Source organism: Mycobacterium sp. (assembly GCF_032161845.1).
Classification (GTDB): domain Bacteria; phylum Actinomycetota; class Actinomycetes; order Mycobacteriales; family Mycobacteriaceae; genus Mycobacterium.
Genome location: NZ_JAVRQA010000069.1, coordinates 1 through 15,878, shown reverse-complemented (window position 1 = coordinate 15,878; position 15,878 = coordinate 1). Strand labels below are relative to the sequence as shown.

General features: G+C 66.0%; 12 protein-coding genes, 1 other RNA gene and 1 pseudogene. 10 read left to right on the top strand and 4 right to left on the bottom strand.

What is annotated here, in order from left to right:
• Window positions 1–258, top strand: an RNA gene (gene rnpB / locus QOD90_RS04310) — RNase P RNA component class A; the annotation flags it as partial.
• 14 nt (window positions 259–272) lie between these two features.
• On the opposite strand, the gene QOD90_RS04305 is transcribed toward rnpB, so the two are convergent.
• Window positions 273–1,778, bottom strand: a complete 1,506-nt coding sequence (locus tag QOD90_RS04305) for a CYTH and CHAD domain-containing protein (RefSeq protein WP_526347019.1) — start codon at window positions 1,776–1,778, stop codon at window positions 273–275.
• A gap of 132 nt (window positions 1,779–1,910) precedes the next feature.
• Here QOD90_RS04305 and QOD90_RS04300 point away from each other — a divergent pair, with 132 nt between their 5' ends.
• Window positions 1,911–2,690, top strand: a complete 780-nt coding sequence (locus QOD90_RS04300) for an enoyl-CoA hydratase/isomerase family protein (protein WP_526347013.1) — start codon at window positions 1,911–1,913, stop codon at window positions 2,688–2,690.
• Between the two features lie 8 nt (window positions 2,691–2,698).
• Here QOD90_RS04300 and panB read toward each other — a convergent pair whose 3' ends face one another.
• Complete coding sequence (gene panB / locus QOD90_RS04295; RefSeq protein WP_526347011.1) at window positions 2,699–3,544, bottom strand: 3-methyl-2-oxobutanoate hydroxymethyltransferase; 846 nt, start codon at window positions 3,542–3,544, stop codon at window positions 2,699–2,701.
• A 156-nt stretch (window positions 3,545–3,700) separates the two neighbouring features.
• Between panB and QOD90_RS04290 the strand changes: the two genes are divergently transcribed.
• From QOD90_RS04290 to QOD90_RS04255, 8 genes are all read left to right on the top strand, one after another.
• On the top strand, window positions 3,701–5,092 hold the full coding sequence (locus tag QOD90_RS04290; protein ID WP_526347009.1) for a WS/DGAT/MGAT family O-acyltransferase: 1,392 nt from the start codon (window positions 3,701–3,703) through the stop codon (window positions 5,090–5,092).
• Between the two features lie 45 nt (window positions 5,093–5,137).
• Window positions 5,138–6,646, top strand: coding sequence for an alpha/beta fold hydrolase (locus tag QOD90_RS04285; protein ID WP_526347007.1), 1,509 nt, complete (start codon window positions 5,138–5,140; stop codon window positions 6,644–6,646).
• 122 nt (window positions 6,647–6,768) lie between these two features.
• Window positions 6,769–8,289 carry an alpha/beta fold hydrolase gene (locus QOD90_RS04280; protein WP_526347005.1) on the top strand — a complete coding sequence of 507 codons (1,521 nt, stop codon included), beginning with the start codon at window positions 6,769–6,771 and terminating at the stop codon, window positions 8,287–8,289.
• Window positions 8,290–8,404: 115 nt separating this feature from the next.
• Complete coding sequence (locus tag QOD90_RS04275) at window positions 8,405–9,169, top strand: class I SAM-dependent methyltransferase (RefSeq protein ID WP_526347003.1); 765 nt, start codon at window positions 8,405–8,407, stop codon at window positions 9,167–9,169.
• A gap of 70 nt (window positions 9,170–9,239) precedes the next feature.
• Window positions 9,240–10,580 carry a type I glutamate--ammonia ligase gene (gene glnA / locus QOD90_RS04270; protein WP_526347001.1) on the top strand — a complete coding sequence of 447 codons (1,341 nt, stop codon included), beginning with the start codon at window positions 9,240–9,242 and terminating at the stop codon, window positions 10,578–10,580.
• Window positions 10,581–10,667: 87 nt separating this feature from the next.
• The gene (locus QOD90_RS04265) at window positions 10,668–13,586 is read left to right on the top strand and encodes a bifunctional [glutamine synthetase] adenylyltransferase/[glutamine synthetase]-adenylyl-L-tyrosine phosphorylase (RefSeq protein ID WP_526347017.1); all 2,919 of its coding nucleotides are present in this window, start codon (window positions 10,668–10,670) and stop codon (window positions 13,584–13,586) included.
• Between the two features lie 2 nt (window positions 13,587–13,588).
• Window positions 13,589–14,218 (top strand): PaaI family thioesterase, encoded by a 630-nt coding sequence (locus QOD90_RS04260; RefSeq protein WP_526347015.1) that lies wholly within the window; start codon window positions 13,589–13,591, stop codon window positions 14,216–14,218.
• Window positions 14,215–15,075: a TIGR03619 family F420-dependent LLM class oxidoreductase gene (locus tag QOD90_RS04255; protein ID WP_526346999.1), complete on the top strand. Its 861-nt coding sequence runs from the start codon at window positions 14,215–14,217 to the stop codon at window positions 15,073–15,075. Before QOD90_RS04260 ends, QOD90_RS04255 begins: the two co-directional genes overlap by 4 nt.
• 10 nt (window positions 15,076–15,085) lie before the next feature.
• Here QOD90_RS04255 and QOD90_RS04250 read toward each other — a convergent pair whose 3' ends face one another.
• Window positions 15,086–15,484, bottom strand: a complete 399-nt coding sequence (locus QOD90_RS04250) for a DoxX family protein (RefSeq protein ID WP_526346997.1) — start codon at window positions 15,482–15,484, stop codon at window positions 15,086–15,088.
• A gap of 57 nt (window positions 15,485–15,541) precedes the next feature.
• A pseudogene (locus QOD90_RS04245) lies at window positions 15,542–15,878 on the bottom strand (cellulase family glycosylhydrolase); the annotation flags it as partial.

Genomic DNA, 15,878 nt, shown 5'->3' with positions numbered 1-15,878 from the left:
GTGGTAAGGGTGAAACGGTGCGGTAAGAGCGCACCAGCATTCCGGGTGACCGGAGTGGCTAGGCAAACCCCACCCGAAGCAAGGCCAAGAAGGCCGCAACCTGGTTGCGGCTGCGCAGACGTTCGAGGGCTGCTCGCCCGAGTCTGCGGGTAGGCCGCTCGAGGCACCCGGTGACGGTGTGTCCAGATGGATGGTCGCCGCCGCGCCGCCAGTCATGGCGGCGCGGAACAGAATCCGGCTTACAGGCCAACTCGTCCGCCCTCGCCCTCGGCCTAGCCGGAGGCGCGGATCGCCTTCTTCAGACGTTTGAGAGCCTTCCCCAGCCGCTCCTCCGAGCGTCGGGCGACCTCCGACTCGAGCTGGTACAACACGCCGTAGGTGAAGGTGTCCTCGCCGGCCACGTTGGCGGTGACCGCCTCCTCGGCCAGATGTGCCCGGCTCACGACACTGTCGTGATGGTCGCCGAGCAGCGACTGGATCGCCTTGGCCTTCTCGGCGACGTCTGCCTTATCCAATGCGGACGCCGTGTAGCGAAGCTGCTTGGCACGTTTGCGAATCACGTGCAGCGCCTCGTCGGCGGCTGCGGGGGAGACGTCGGCGTCGGCGGCCTTCTTCGCGGCCTTGCGCACCCTCTTGAACGCTGCCTCGACAGTCGACGACTCGGGTTCCGCGCCGCTATCCGACGGCGGTGGCTGCGCCGCGACGAGCGCCTCCAATCCGTCGAGCAGGCGGAAGTAACGCTCCGACCGCATCGCCACCAGGGAGCGCTTCCAGCCCGCGTGATATCGCCGCTTGGCGCCATCGACGAGCCGCTCGCGAACCGGCCCTCGAATCAACTCGGCAGGAAGTTCGGCAAGGGCGGTCTCGTACTTCTCGGCGAGCACCTCGGCGTCGCGCGCCACCCCGAGGATTCCCGCCAGCAGCCGGAGCTCTTCGAGCAACCAAGAGTCGTCGGCGATGCCGAACGATTCTTCAGAGGCGCGCAGGAAACTGCGGATCTTGCGCGTCACCACCCGCATCTGGTGCACGGAGTCCCACGTATCGGTCCGGACGGCCCTGTCCCAGACAAGGAGTTCCTCAACCTGTTCGGCCACCGCGCGGTGCACCGGGTCATCGGACCGCGCCGCCGAATCCCGTGGGGTGCTCTGCAGTACCTTCGCCAACTTGGAGCCGTGCCCAGCAGCTTCGGCACCCGCGTCGAACAGTCGATTGGCGAGCCGGTCCAGAAGCGTGGAATCGCCCTCCGCGTCCGAGCTCTCGACGAGTTCGAGTTCCCACTCCCGCCACTCCTGTGGTTCGGAGTCACCTTCGGCCGACGCGCGCACCGTGTCGTCACAGAACTCGGCGAGCGGCGTGCCGTCGAGCCCGTACAACAGGTCGACGGTCCGGGTGGTGGAGATGCGTGCCACCGGGCGCAGGGGGCGGTCCCGCACGATGGCGAGCACGACGTCGCGCAAGTCTTCGGGCACCGTGTCGTCGGGTGCACCCGACTCGTCGAGAGGGGTGCGCACTTCAGTCCTCGCGTCGGCCCCGGCGGGAAGCTTCAGGTGCCAGCCAGCATCGGGTCCACCGGTCCGGCGGCGCAACGTGATCCGGTGCGCGGCCAAATCCTGGTCCGGGGTGTCGTAGTACACGGCATCGAGATGCTGCGCGGGCGAGCGCTCCACCTTGGCGACCGACGACAAGCCGTCGAACGACGGGGAGACAGTGCCCTCGACCACCGCGAACTTGCGCTCGACCTCCGTGTGGCGGGACGGTTTGCGCTTGTCAGCTGGCATCTTCACCTTCAGTTTGGCAATGGTCTCCTGGCGGGACCGGGTGCTCGACTCCGTGAACACGTTGCCACATTCAGGTGAACGGAGAACGGCACGCACCCCGGCCGTTACAAACCGGTGCGATAACGTCTCGCCATGACCGATTTCGAAACGCTGAAGTTCGCGCAGTCCGGGCCCATCACCAGCATCGTTCTCGATCGGCCCGAGGCCGCGAACGGAATGAACGACACGTTGACCCGGGAGCTTGCCGAAGCTGCGGCGCTGTGCGACACCGACGCGACAAAGGTGGTCACCATCACCGGTGCCGGCAGGTTCTTCTGTGCAGGAGGGGATCTCAAGGCCATCTCCGCCGAGCCCGATCCCGGCGCCTACGTCAAGGGCATCGCCAACGACCTGCACCGGGCCATGTCGATCTTCGCCAGGATGGACGCGGTGGTCATCACCGCCGTCAACGGGGTGGCCGCCGGAGCGGGCTTCCCACTCGGGGTGTCCGGCGATCTGGTGCTGGCCGCGGAGTCGGCGTCCTTCACGATGGCCTACACCAAGGCGGGCCTCAGCCCGGACGGCGGCTCGTCGTACCTGTTGCCCCGGCTGGTCGGCCTGCGTAGGACCCAGGAGCTGATGATCACCAACCGGGTCTTGACTGCCGCCGAGGCATGGGAGTGGGGACTGGTCACCGCCGTCGTTCCCGATGCCGAACTGCCCGCCAAGCTCGACGAGCTGGCCGCTCGAACCGCTTCTGGGGCAAGGAAATCGAACGCGGCGGTGAAGAAGTTACTACTGACCACCTATGGGGCGCGCTTCGAGGATCAGCTGAACGACGAGGCCCGGCTGATCTCCGAGAACGCCGACGGCGCCGACGGGAAGGAAGGCATGGCGGCCTTCCTCGGCAAGCGCAAACCCGAGTTCTCCTAGGAGCTGGCCTAGAAGGAGTGCTCCTCGGCCGGGAACGTTCCGGTCGCCACGTCGGATGCGTACTGCGTTGCCGCGCGCCGCAATTCGCCGCCGACGTCACCGAAGCGCTTGACGAACTTCGCGGTCTTGCCGGCCGTCATGCCCGCCATGTCCTGCCAGACCAACACCTGAGAATCACAGTTGGGTCCGGCGCCGATGCCGATCGTCGGAATGGTCAGCTTGCCGGTGATCTGGGTGGCCAATTCGGCGGGCACCATTTCGAGAACGACGGCGATCGCACCGGCCTCGGCGACGGCGATGGCGTCGTGGACGGTCTGCTCGGCGGCATCGCCGCGGCCCTGGACGCGGAAGCCGCCCAGTCCGTTGACGCTCTGCGGGGTGAAGCCGATGTGAGCCACGACGGGGATGCCGGCCTGGGTCAGCGTCGCGATCTGGTCGGCGACTCGCTCACCACCCTCGAGTTTGACCGCCGCCGCACCGGTTTCCTTCATGAAGCGCGTCGCGGTGGCCAATGCCTGCTGCGGGCCCGCCTCGTAACTGCCGAACGGAAGGTCGGCGACCACCAGTGCATGCGGTGCGCCGCGCACCACGCCGCGCACCAGTGGGATCAGCTCGTCGGCGGTCACCGGGAGGGTGGTGTCATAGCCGTAGACCACGTTGGCGGCCGAATCGCCCACCAGCAGCACGGGGATCTCGGCGTCGTCGAAGATGCGCGCGGTCGAGTAGTCGTACGCGGTCAACATGGCCCACTTGTGACCCTCTGACTTCCACTTCTGCAAGTGGTGGGTACGGATCTTCGTGCGGGGCTTGGCCTGCACTTCGGTGACAGCACCGTAAACCGTCTGCTCAGACATCATTGTCCCTAATCTCGTCGATTCGTTCCTCGAGGCCCATCCGGGTCCCCGGGTCGTCTGACTCACCCAGTGTGTCACTCCCGCCGCCGAAGGTGAACTCCCGGTGAAGTGCAGTTCCTCACATCTGGACTCGTTCGCAGGCCTAGCATTTGCCGCATGCAAAGGCTCAGCGGACTCGATGCCAGTTTTCTCTACCTCGAAACCGCTGCGCAGCCGCTGCACGTCTGTTCGATCCTGGAGATCGACACCTCCACCATCCCCGGCGGATACACGTTCGACAGCATGCGCGACGCCCTGAGCCTGCGCATCAAGGCGATGCCCGAGTTTCGCGAGAAGCTCGCCGACAACCGCTTCAACCTCGACCACCCGGTGTGGGTGGAGGACGAATACTTCGACGTCGATCGCCACCTGCACCGCATCGGCCTTCCGTCACCCGGTGGGCGTGTCGAACTTGGCGAGATCTGCGGACACATCGCGTCGCTGACGCTGGACCGCAGTCGACCGCTGTGGGAGATGTGGGTGATCGAGAACGTGGCAGGCACCGATGCACACGACGGCGGCAGGCTTGCGGTGATGACCAAGGTGCACCACGCCGGCGTCGACGGCGTCACCGGCGCGAACCTGATGTCGCAGCTATGCACCACCGAACCCGATGCGGCCGCCCCAGAACCGGTCGAAGGGGTGGGCGGCGGATCCGATCTGGAGATCGCCATCGGCGGTGCCGTCAAGTACGCCACCCGCCCATTGAAGCTCGCCAACATGCTGCCGTCGACGCTGTCGACCGTCGTGGACACCGTCAGGCGGGCCCGCAGCGGCCTGACGATGGCCGCCCCGTTCGCAGCACCGAAGACGAGGTTCAACGCGACGGTGACCGGCCACCGCAACGTGTCGTTCGCACAGCTCGACCTCGAGGACATCAAAACCGTCAAGCAGCACTTCGGCGTCAAGGTCAACGACGTCGTGATGGCATTGGTGGCGGGGGTGCTGCGACGGTTCCTCCTGGACCGTGACGAGCTCCCCGAAAGCACCCTGGTGGCGATGGTCCCGGTGTCGGTGCACGACAAGTCGGATCGGCCTGGCCGCAACCAGGTTTCGGGGATGTTCTCGAGCCTGCATACCGACATCGAAGATCCGGGTGAGCGCCTCAAGGCGATCGCCGATGCGAATTCCGTTGCCAAACAACACAGTGCGGCGATCGGCGCGACGCTGCTACAGGACTGGTCGCAATTCGCCGCCCCCGCCGTGTTCGGTGTCGCCATGCGCGTCTACGCGTCGAGTCGGCTGACGAGTGCCCTGCCGGTGCACAACCTGGTCGTGTCCAACGTGCCGGGCCCGCAGGTGCCGCTGTACTTCCTCGGCGGAGAGGTCAAGGCGATGTATCCGCTCGGGCCGATCTTCCACGGCTCTGGGCTGAACATCACCGTGATGTCGCTGACCGGCAAGCTCGACGTCGGCCTGATCTCGTGCCCCGAACTGCTGCCCGACCTGTGGGACATGGCAGACGACTTCGCCGTCGCCCTCGGGGAGTTGATGGACGCCACGCGGTAACGCCCTCATCTGGGCCGACGAGGCTTCATGGCAGCATGGATAGCCATGAACCTCAGACGCGGGGTCCTCGCGGCCGCCTTGGTGATGCTGCTGGTGGCGGGCTGCAGCAGAGTGATCGACGGGCGCAGCGTCATCGCCACCCCGAGGCCGGGGACGCCGGTCGACTGGTCGCAGTGCGATCTCGCGGCGTCCGACGTCCGCATTCCGGCGGGCGCGGAATGCGGAAAGCTTTCGGTACCGGTCGATTACACGAAGCCAGACGGTGCCGTCGCGCGGATCCAAATGATCCGGTTCAAGGCCACCGGGGACAAGATCGGCTCCCTGATCGTGAACCCGGGCGGGCCAGGTGAGTCCGGCGTTCAGGCCGCTGCCTCACTGGTGGGGGCCATGCCGGACTCGGTCAGGCAGCGCTTCGACCTCGTCGGCTTCGACCCTCGCGGCGTAGGGGCATCGACCCCGGCGGTGTGGTGCAACTCCGATGCCGACAACGACAAGCTCAGGGCCGACCCCCAGGTCGACTACACGCCTGAAGGCGTCGCGCACATCGAGTCGGAGACCAAGGACTTCGTGGCGCGGTGTGTCGCGAAGATGGGCGACGAGTTCCTCGCCAACGTCGGAACCGCAAGCGTGATAAAGGATCTCGACGCGATGCGGAGCGCGCTCGGCGACCAGAAGTTGACGTACCTCGGCTACTCGTACGGCACCCGCATCGGATCGGCGTACGCGGAGGCGTACCCGCAGAACGTGCGCGCGATGATCCTCGACGGCGCCGTCGACCCCAATGCGGACCCCGTCGAGGCCGACATCCGACAGGCGGCTGCCTTCCAAACCGCGTTCAACGACTACGCCGCGGACTGTGCCAAGAGCCCGAACTGCCCCCTCGGCACCGATCCGACCAAGGCCGTCGACGTCTACCTGAGCCTGGTCGAGCCGCTGGTCAGCAACCCGGCGAAGACCAGGGATCCGCGCGGACTGAGCTACAGCGACGCCGTCGTCGGCACCATCCTCCCCCTCTACTCGCCCAACCTCTGGCGACACCTCACCCAGGGTCTGACCGAGATGAAGAAGGGCTCGGGTGACACCATGCTGGCGCTAGCCGACCTCTACATGGGCCGCGACGAGGATGGGCACTACAACAATTCGACAGACGTCCGCGTGGCCGTCAATTGCGTCGACGAGCCGCCGATCACCGATCGCAAGACGGTCATCGACGAAGACCGTCGCGCCCGCGAAGTGGCACCCTTCATGAGCTACGGCCAATTCACGGGCAACGCCCCACTGGGCACCTGCGCGTTCTGGCCGGTTCCCGCCACCTCCAAGCCGCACCACATCGCGGTCACCGGCCTGCCTCCGGTGCTGGTGGTGTCGACGACGAACGATCCCGCGACGCCCTATCAGGCCGGCGTCGATCTGGCCAAGCAGCTCGGCGGATCGCTCCTGACGTTCCAGGGCACCCAGCACACGGTGGTCTTCCAGGGCAACACCTGCGTGGACGACATTGCTGCCAAATACCTGATCGACGTGGTGGTGCCAGCGCCAAACGCGACGTGCTGACGACCTAAGCACGCCAATCGGTTTCGGCCTAGATCACCATCGGATCACCGTCTGATTGCCGAGTGGTCTCTGCTCGCCCCCGACAGCTGCCTCCAAGCCCGGCGCGTGCAAACATTCATCCCATGTGGTTGGTGGGCAGGCTCATCGCGGCGCTGCTCGCAATCCTGCTGGCGGCTACCTTCACGGGCCCCACGGCGTCCGCATCGCCGGACGGTCAATACGCGCTGCCGTACGGCCAGCCCCCGGTGTGGGGTAACTGCGCCGACGTCGTCGGTTCCGCCGCCGTCATCCCGACCGCGCAGTGCGGAACGGTCAGCGTCCCCATCGACTACGCCAAACCCGATGGACCCCAAGCGCAATTGGCGGTCATCCGGGTACCCGCCACCGGCGACCGAATCGGCGCGCTGATGGTCAATCCCGGCGGACCCGGCGCGTCGGCCGTCGACACCGTCGCCGGAATGGCCGCCAGCCTCGCGGACACCGACGTCACCCGCCGCTTCGATTTGGTCGGGTTCGATCCGCGTGGCGTCGGGCACTCCACCCCGCGGGTGCTCTGCCGCACCGATGCCGAATTCGACGCCTACCGCCGCGAACCCATGACGGACTACAGCCCCGCAGGCGTCGCCCACATCGAGCAGATCTATCAGCAGATCGCCCAGGAGTGCATCGCTCGCACGGGGCAGGACTTCCTGGCGAACGTCGGCACTGCCTCGACGGCACGAGACATGGACGTCGTGCGGGAGGCGCTGGGGGAGAGTCAGATCAACTATCTGGGCTACTCCTACGGGACCGAACTCGGCGCCAACTACGCCGAACGGTTCCCCGACCGGGTGCGAACCATGGTCCTCGACGGCGCCGTCGACCCGAGTTCCGACCCGGTCGCCGAGAACATCCGTCAGCTCGTCGGCTTCCAAACCGCGTTCGACGACTACGCCGCGAATTGTGGGCAGTCGGTCGACTGCCCGCTGGGTCAGGACCCGACGCAGTTCGTCGCGCGCTACCACCAACTGGTCAACCCGCTGGTCGAGCAGCCCGGCCGAACGTCGGATCCGCGGGGACTCAGCTATCAGGACGCCATCACGGGCACCGTCAACGCGCTTTATACGCAGCGTTATTGGAAGTTCCTGACCAGTGGGCTGCTGGGCTTGCAACGCGGTACCGACGCAGGCGACCTGCTGTTGCTGGCCGACGACTACCAGGAACGCGACACGGCCGGGCACTACTCGACCCAGCAGGACGCCTTCACCGCGATCCGCTGCGTCGACTCGCCGTATCCGACCGACCCGGCGGTGTGGGCGGAGGCCGATCGCCAGGCCCGCGTCGCCGCGCCGTTCATGGACTACGGCGAGTTCACCGGATTTGCTCCAAGAGACGCCTGCGCCATGTGGCCGGTGCCGCCGACCTCGGCGCCCCACGACGCGGCGTCGCCAGGGCCCGGCAAGGTCGTCGTCGTGTCGACGACGCATGATCCCGCCACCCCGTACCAGGCGGGCGTGGATCTCGCGCGCGAAATGGACGCCTCCCTGATCACGTTCAACGGCACGCAACACACCGTGGTCTTCAACGGCAACGCCTGTGTCGATTCCGCTGTGGTCGCGTTCCTCGTCGATTCGACGCAGCCGCCGCCAGATCTTCAGTGTTAGCTGACAGGTGATGCCTAGCTGGAAGTAGGCCGTTCGCTGGGCTACTCTCGAGCGCACCGAAGGCGACCCCATTGCGCTATCGACAGTGCTACAGACAAGAGGGAAACGGCACCTGATGGACAACGACACGAACTCGGTCGTCGAAGACGGCCACTACTACCGCGACCAGATTGGCAACACCAACAAGGTCATTGCCTGGAGTCACCGGTCACGTTTCGTGAAGGCCATCAGCCTGATCGACAGCAACTCGGCCAACCTGCTCGACTACGGCTGCGGCGACGGAACGTTCCTCGCAATGGCGGCGGAAAAGTTCAAGAAGGGTCACGGCGCCGACGTCGACGCCAACCAAATCGACAACTGCAAAGAGCGTTTCGCAGATCTCGATGACGTCACCTTCACGGTGACCGGCGACATGACGAGTGAGTACGACGGCACGTTCGACGTAGTCACCTGCATGGAAACCCTCGAGCACTGCACCGAGGACATCGTCGAGATCGTGCTGGCCGATCTGGCCCGACTGGTCGCCCCCGGCGGCCGGGTCATCGTCAGCGTGCCGATCGAGATCGGTCCGTCATTCGTGCTGAAGCAGTCGATTCGCGCGCTGGCCAAGCGCATGGGCAACAGCAGCTACCACGTCGTCGAGCGCTACAGCGCGCGCGACGCCGCCAAGATGGTGTTTGCTGGCCGCAATACCGCCGTCGAGCGACCGCTCTACAAGCTCGACGGCGCCGAGGCCTACTCCCACTTCGGCTTCAACTGGCGCGCCCTGCGCGAGCGGGTGTCGCATCACCTCCACGTCGAGGAGACCCAGTTCACCCCCGTCGGTCAGCTGCGCGGTTTCGCCAGCAGCCAGGCGTGGTTCCTCTGCCGACCGCGCTGAAACGGCCTGCGATCACAACCCGCAGCAGGCATGTAACACGGAATTAACAGCCGATGCCTACGCTTCGCACATGGATCGGCAGAAGGAATTCGTGCTCCGGACGCTCGAGGAGCGTGACATCCGATTCGTGCGGTTGTGGTTCACCGACGTGCTCGGATACCTCAAGTCCGTCGCGATCGCGCCTGCCGAGCTAGAGGGCGCGTTCGAAGAAGGCATCGGCTTCGACGGTTCGTCGATCGAGGGCTTTGCCCGGGTGTCGGAATCCGACACCGTCGCCCGCCCCGATCCGTCGACGTTCCAGGTGTTGCCCTGGACCACCAGCGGCGGCAAGCAGCACTCCGCGCGCATGTTCTGCGACATCACGATGCCCGACGGGTCACCATCCTGGGCCGATTCACGGCACGTGCTTCGCAGGCAACTCGCCAAGGCCAGCGAGCTCGGCTTCTCCTGCTACGTGCACCCGGAAATCGAATTCTTCCTGCTGCAGCCAGGACCGTACGACGGTTCGCAGCCCGTGCCCGCTGACAACGGCGGTTACTTCGACCAGGCCGTGCACGACTCGGCGCCCAACTTCCGCCGCCACGCGATCGACGCGCTGGAGTCCATGGGCATCTCGGTGGAGTTCAGCCACCACGAGGGCGCGCCGGGCCAGCAGGAAATCGACCTGCGTTACGCCGACGCGCTGTCGATGGCGGACAACGTGATGACGTTCCGCTACGTCGTCAAGGAGGTCGCACTCAACGAAGGCGTGCGGGCGTCCTTCATGCCCAAGCCGTTCAGCGAGTACCCCGGCTCGGCGATGCACACCCACATGAGCCTGTTCGAGGGTGACACCAACGCGTTCCACACCCCCGACGACCCGCTTCAGCTGTCGGCCATCGGCAAGTCGTTCATCGCCGGAATCCTCGAGCACGCCAGCGAGATCAGCGCCGTCACCAACCAGTGGGTGAACTCCTACAAGCGGCTGGTGCACGGCGGCGAGGCACCGACCGCGGCGTCCTGGGGTGCGGCCAACCGGTCCGCCCTCGTCCGGGTGCCGATGTACACGCCGCGCAAGGCGTCCTCACGGCGCATCGAGGTGCGCAGCCCCGACTCGGCTTGCAACCCGTATCTCGCCTTCGCCGTGCTCCTCGCGGCCGGTCTGCGCGGCGTCGAGAAGAACTACGTGCTCGGGCCCCAGGCCGAGGACAACGTGTGGAACCTGACCCCGGAAGAGCGCCGCGCGATGGGCTACAAGGAGTTGCCGGGCAGCCTCGGCGTCGCACTCGGGGAGATGGAGAACTCCGAACTGGTCGCAGAAGCGCTCGGGGAGCACGTCTTCGACTTCTTCCTGCGCAACAAGCGCGCCGAATGGGAGACTTACCGCAGTCACGTCACGCCGTATGAGCTGAAGGCCTACCTGTCGCTGTAGGGTCCGCGCCAACGCCTGCGATACCGTGATGGCGTGCCCAAACCCGCGACGCAGCGACCGACGCTGCCCAGCGTCGGCAGGCTGGGCATGGTCGAATCGTCCGCCCGAACCGATCTGAACCGGCTGGGCTGGACCACCGATGCACACATCGAGCTGTTGTGGTCGCTGTCCCGAGCCCCGGACGCCGACACCGCGCTGCGCGCGATGGTGCGACTCGCCGACGCGCTCGACGGGGACTGGGACGAGCTGAACCGCGCACTGGTCAAGGACCGCGGGCTGCGCGGCCGACTGTTCGGTGTGCTCGGTTCGTCCATGGCGCTCGGCGACCATCTCGTCGCGCAGCCAAGTTCGTGGCACCTGTTGGCGGGTCACGTCGCGCTCCCCAGTGCAGCCGAGCTGAAGCGGACCTTCACCGAGCTAGCCGAGAAATCTTCGGAGACAAACGATCTCCGTGTGCTATACCGCGATCGTCTGCTGGTGCTGGCGGCACTGGACCTGGCCCCGACGGTCGAGAACGAACCCGTGCTGCCCTTCCCGACGGTGGGCGAGCACCTGGCCGACCTCGCCGACGCCGCGTTGGCTGCCGCCCTCGTCATCGCCACCAGGACGGTGTGCGGAGACTCCACGGCCGGCAACGAGGGGGCGCCAGCGCCTCGACTGGCGGTCATCGCGATGGGCAAGTGCGGGGCCCGCGAACTGAACTACGTCAGCGACGTCGACGTCATCTTCGTCGCCGAGCAGGCCGATGCGATCAGCACCCGGGTGGCAGGCGAGTTGATGCGCTTCGCCGCCGACGCCTTCTTCGAGGTGGACGCCGCGCTACGGCCGGAGGGGAAGAGCGGACAGCTCGTCCGCACGCTGGAATCCCATGTCGCGTACTACGAACGGTGGGCCAAGACCTGGGAGTTCCAGGCGCTGTTGAAGGCACGCCCGGCGGTCGGCGACGCCGAACTCGGCGAGCAGTACATTTCGGCGCTGATGCCGATGGTGTGGACGGCGTGCGAACGGGAGGACTTCGTCTCCGAGGTGCAGAAGATGCGCCGACGCGTCGAGGAACTGGTGCCCGCCGATGTGAGGGCCCGCGAGATCAAGCTCGGCACGGGCGGTTTGCGCGACGTCGAGTTCGCCGTCCAGCTGCTGCAGCTCGTCCATGGCCGCACCGACGATTCGCTGCACGTGGCATCGACGGTGGATGCGTTGGCGGCCCTGGGAGACGGCGGTTATGTCGGACGCGACGATGCTGCGAACCTGACCGCGTCGTATGAGTTCCTGCGGTTACTCGAACACCGCTTGCAGCTGCAGCGGCTCAAGCGCACCCACATGCTCCCCGAACCCGGTGACGACGAGGCGATGCGGTGGCTCGCCCGTGCCGCACACATGCGCCCCGACGGCCAGCGTGATTCGCTCGGCGTGCTGAGGGAGGAACTCAAGCGCCAGAGCCTGCGGGTGTCACGCCTGCACGCCAAGCTCTTCTACCAGCCGCTGCTGGAATCGGTCGAAGGCAATTACGTCGAGGTCTCGCCGAGCATGTCGCCCGAGGCGGCCGAACGTCAGCTGGCCGCATTGGGATACGAAGGGCCGCAGAGCGCGCTGACGCACCTGGCCGCACTGACCGGCAGCAGCGGCAGGCGCGGACGGGTGCAGCAGGTCCTTCTGCCCACGCTGCTCGACTGGCTTTCCGATACGCCCGATCCGGATGCCGGGCTGCTGTCCTATCGGCGGCTCAGCGATGAAATGGCCGAGCAGCGTTGGTTCCTAGCCTCGCTGCGCGACGAGGGTGCCGTAGCCAAACGTTTGATGCACGTCCTTGGTACGTCGGCGTTCGTTCCCGAACTCCTGATGCGGGCACCCGAAGTGATCCGGCAATACGCGGACGGTCCTGCGGGTCCCAAACTGCTGGAGGTCGAGCCCGACGGGTTCGCCCGCGCTCTCGTCGCCTCGGCGGGGCGGCACGAGGAGCCGTTGCGTGCGATTGCCGCCGCGAGAACGCTTCGGCGCCAAGAGCTTGCACGCGTGGCGTCGGCAGACCTGCTGGGCATGCTGGAGGTCACCGACGTGTGCCGAGCCCTGACCTCGGTTTGGGTCGCGGTGCTGCAAGCGGCCTTGGACGTCGTCATCCGTGCGAACGCGCCGGAAGGAGGGCCGCCGGCGAAGATCGCGGTCATCGGGATGGGCAGGCTCGGCGGCGGCGAATTGAGCTACGGCTCCGACGCCGACGTCATGTTCGTCTGCGAACCAGTAGGCGACACAGAGGAATCCGTCGCGGTGAAGTGGTCGGTCACCATAGCCGAGCAGGTGCGCGCCCTGCTGGGCACTCCGAGCGCGGATCCGCCACTGGAAGTCGACACCAATCTGCGGCCCGAGGGGCGCAGCGGGCCGCTGGTCCGCACGCTCGCCTCCTACGAGGCGTATTACGCGCGGTTTGCCCAAACCTGGGAGGTCCAGGCTCTGCTGCGGGCGCACCGCGTCGCCGGCGACGAGGACCTCGGTATGCGGTTCCTGCTGATGGTCGACAAGACCCGATACCCGTCCGGTGGGGTCTCTGCCGAAGCGGTGCAAGAGATTCGGCGGGTCAAAGCGCGCATCGACGCCGAGCGACTGCCGCGAGGCGCGGATCCGAACACGCACACCAAACTGGGCCGCGGCGGCCTCGCCGACGTCGAGTGGACCGTGCAGCTGCTCCAACTTCGCCATGCGCACCAGATCGAGGCGCTGCACAGCACCTCGACGCTGGAAGCCCTGAACGCCATCGGTGCGGCAGAGCTGATCGCCGAGGGTGACGTCGAGTTGCTTCGCCAAGCGTGGCTGACGGCGACACAGGCGCGCAATGCGCTGGTGCTCGTCCGGGGCAAGCCGACCGACCAGCTGCCGGGGCCGGGGCGTCAGCTCAATGCGGTGGCAACGGCAGCGGGTTGGGAGAATAGCGATGGCAGCGAATTCCTCGACAACTACCTGCGGGTGACACGCCGGGCAAAGATGGTGGTCAGAAGGATATTTGGAGAATGAGCATGGACTTTCCGTTCGACCTCATCAGTGCCGAGGAGTACGAGCGGCAGCACGCGTTGCACGGACCGCTGACGCAGGCCATCCGTGAACTGATCGACGCGGGCATCCGCACCGACGCCGATGAGGCAGTGGTGCGCGACGCCCAGGCCGCCATTGAGGCGGTGACGGAGAAACTTCGCGGCGCGCAACGCAATCAGACGTCGACCTTGCGGCACGAAGCCACCGGGCGGCCGCTTGCCTGGGCCAATCCCGCCGTGGGAGTGCGCAATGCGATCGCACCGCCGATGGACATCCATCACGAGGCCAGCGGGCGGTGCTGGGCGGAGTTCGATCTCGGCCTCGCATACGAAGGTCCGCCCGGCCTGGTTCACGGTGGCATTTGCGCCCTCGTCCTCGATCACATCCTGGGGGAGGCGGCCAGTGACGGACTGACCAAGCCGCTGTTCACCGGCACCATCACGCTCCGCTATCTGCGGGGGACGCCACTCGGCCCGTTGCGGGCTGAGGCGTTCATCGAGAGGACCGAGGGTATCAAGACCTACGCGCGCGGCTATCTGGGGGACTCCGACGGCTGGAGCGTGGAAGCCGACGGTGTGTTCATCCAACCTGTTTGGGCCCGGGATGCCGGATGAAGTTCTACGTCAGCCCTGCCTTCCTCGAGACCCGCGAGGTCGTCGAATTAGCCAGAGCGGCAGATGAACTCGGTTATGACGGCTTCGGCATTCCCGACCACGTCGTCAACCTGGAGAAGTTGGCTACTCCCTACCCGTACACGAAGGATGGCGAACGTCGGTGGCAGCCGTTCACCGACTGGCCGGACCCGTGGGTGTTGGTCGGGGCGCTGGCTCAGGTCACCGAACGGCTGCACTTCGTCACGACGGTGTACATCCCCGGAATGCGCGACCCCTACTCGGTTGCCAAAGCCGTTGGCACCGCGGCATATCTGGCTGGCGGCCGGGTCGAACTGGGCGTTGGCGTCGGGTGGTGCGAGGAAGAGTTCACGCTGATGGGCCAGCGGTTCGACCGGCGCGGCAAGCGCACCGACGAGATGCTGGACCTGTTTCGCGCGCTCTGGCAGCCGGGGTGGACGGAGTTCGACGGCGAGTTCTATCAGACGCCGCGCCTTGAAATGGAGCCGACGCCACCGCACATCCCGATCTACGTCGGTGGGCTCAGCGACATCGCGCTGCGTCGAGCAGCCCGCAACGATGGCTGGATCGGCGACCTGATCACCACCGATCGGGCCATCGCGGGAGCTCAACGACTGCGTGAGCTTCGTGCCGAAAACGGTTTGACCATGGACGGATTCACCATTCTGACCCCGCTCACCGACGCGTTGACCATCCCCGACTACGAACGCGCCGAGGCCGCGGGCATCACCCACATCCTGACGATGCCGTGGATGTTCTATACGGGTCCGAATGCCACCACCGCCGAGAAGATCGACGGCATGAAGCGCTTCCGCAAGGACCTCGCGCTGGACGGGTGATCGTCGCGGTTTACCTCTTTCGCGAGTCCAACGCGTAGGCGCCGCCGCCGGTGAAGACCAACAGGAAGAACCCGAAGCAGTACAGCACCGCGAGTTCGCCGCCGTTGGTCAGCGGGATGATCCCGGTGGGCAGGTGCTGGGTGAAGAAGGCGAAGGCCATCACGCCGGATGCAAGGAATGCTGCTATGCGAGTGAACAATCCGACGGTGATGAGGATTGCGGCGATCAGCTCGAGGATCCCGGCATAGAAGAAGGGCCACGTCCCGACGGGCGCTTGTGCTGCCGCCAGCGGCCATCCGAACAGGTGGCTGGTCGCATGGAGTAGGAATAGGAGTCCGAAGATCACCCGAAAGAGGCTCAAAACGGCGGGGGCGTACGGACTAAGTCTGGCGTCCAGCTTTTGAGTCATGTCTTGACAATATACTATACGGACCACAGTCCGTATAGCCGTACCCCGTCACGGCGGTTAGGCGGTGCACGCATTCTGCAATGAGGTTGTGAGTTCACAGCTCATTGCGTAAGTGGACCCGGAATTCGCACTCAGGACGGCGCTGGGCGTCATGGCAAGTGCGGCCATCACCTGTGCGGTGAGTGGTTGTTGAGGGTGTGCCGCGATCCACTGTTGGATGGTGTAGGCCGCGGGCTTCCACGTCCAATCCGACCGAATTACCCCCAAGGTGTCATCGGGGTTGGTGCTGGCGCTATTCGTGTCGAGAAGGGTGTAGATGAATGAGGGGCCGGCGTAGCTGAATTGGCTCCACGCGGTCAGGTAGTCCTGAATCGCCGCTGCCTGAATGGCGTCG

Bases quoted from the DNA above. Each gene is read 5' to 3' on its own strand.
- QOD90_RS04275 (WP_526347003.1), top strand. From the start codon at position 8,405: ATGGACAACGACACGAACTCGGTCGTCGAAGACGGCCACTACTACCGC.
- glnA (WP_526347001.1), top strand. From the start codon at position 9,240: ATGGATCGGCAGAAGGAATTCGTGCTCCGGACGCTCGAGGAGCGTGAC.
- QOD90_RS04260 (WP_526347015.1), top strand. From the start codon at position 13,589: ATGGACTTTCCGTTCGACCTCATCAGTGCCGAGGAGTACGAGCGGCAG.
- QOD90_RS04280 (WP_526347005.1), top strand. From the start codon at position 6,769: ATGTGGTTGGTGGGCAGGCTCATCGCGGCGCTGCTCGCAATCCTGCTG.
- QOD90_RS04255 (WP_526346999.1), top strand. From the start codon at position 14,215: ATGAAGTTCTACGTCAGCCCTGCCTTCCTCGAGACCCGCGAGGTCGTC.
- QOD90_RS04290 (WP_526347009.1), top strand. From the start codon at position 3,701: ATGCAAAGGCTCAGCGGACTCGATGCCAGTTTTCTCTACCTCGAAACC.
- QOD90_RS04250 (WP_526346997.1), bottom strand. From the start codon at position 15,484: ATGACTCAAAAGCTGGACGCCAGACTTAGTCCGTACGCCCCCGCCGTT.
- QOD90_RS04300 (WP_526347013.1), top strand. From the start codon at position 1,911: ATGACCGATTTCGAAACGCTGAAGTTCGCGCAGTCCGGGCCCATCACC.
- QOD90_RS04285 (WP_526347007.1), top strand. From the start codon at position 5,138: ATGAACCTCAGACGCGGGGTCCTCGCGGCCGCCTTGGTGATGCTGCTG.
- QOD90_RS04305 (WP_526347019.1), bottom strand. From the start codon at position 1,778: ATGCCAGCTGACAAGCGCAAACCGTCCCGCCACACGGAGGTCGAGCGC.
- panB (WP_526347011.1), bottom strand. From the start codon at position 3,544: ATGTCTGAGCAGACGGTTTACGGTGCTGTCACCGAAGTGCAGGCCAAG.
- QOD90_RS04265 (WP_526347017.1), top strand. From the start codon at position 10,668: ATGGTCGAATCGTCCGCCCGAACCGATCTGAACCGGCTGGGCTGGACC.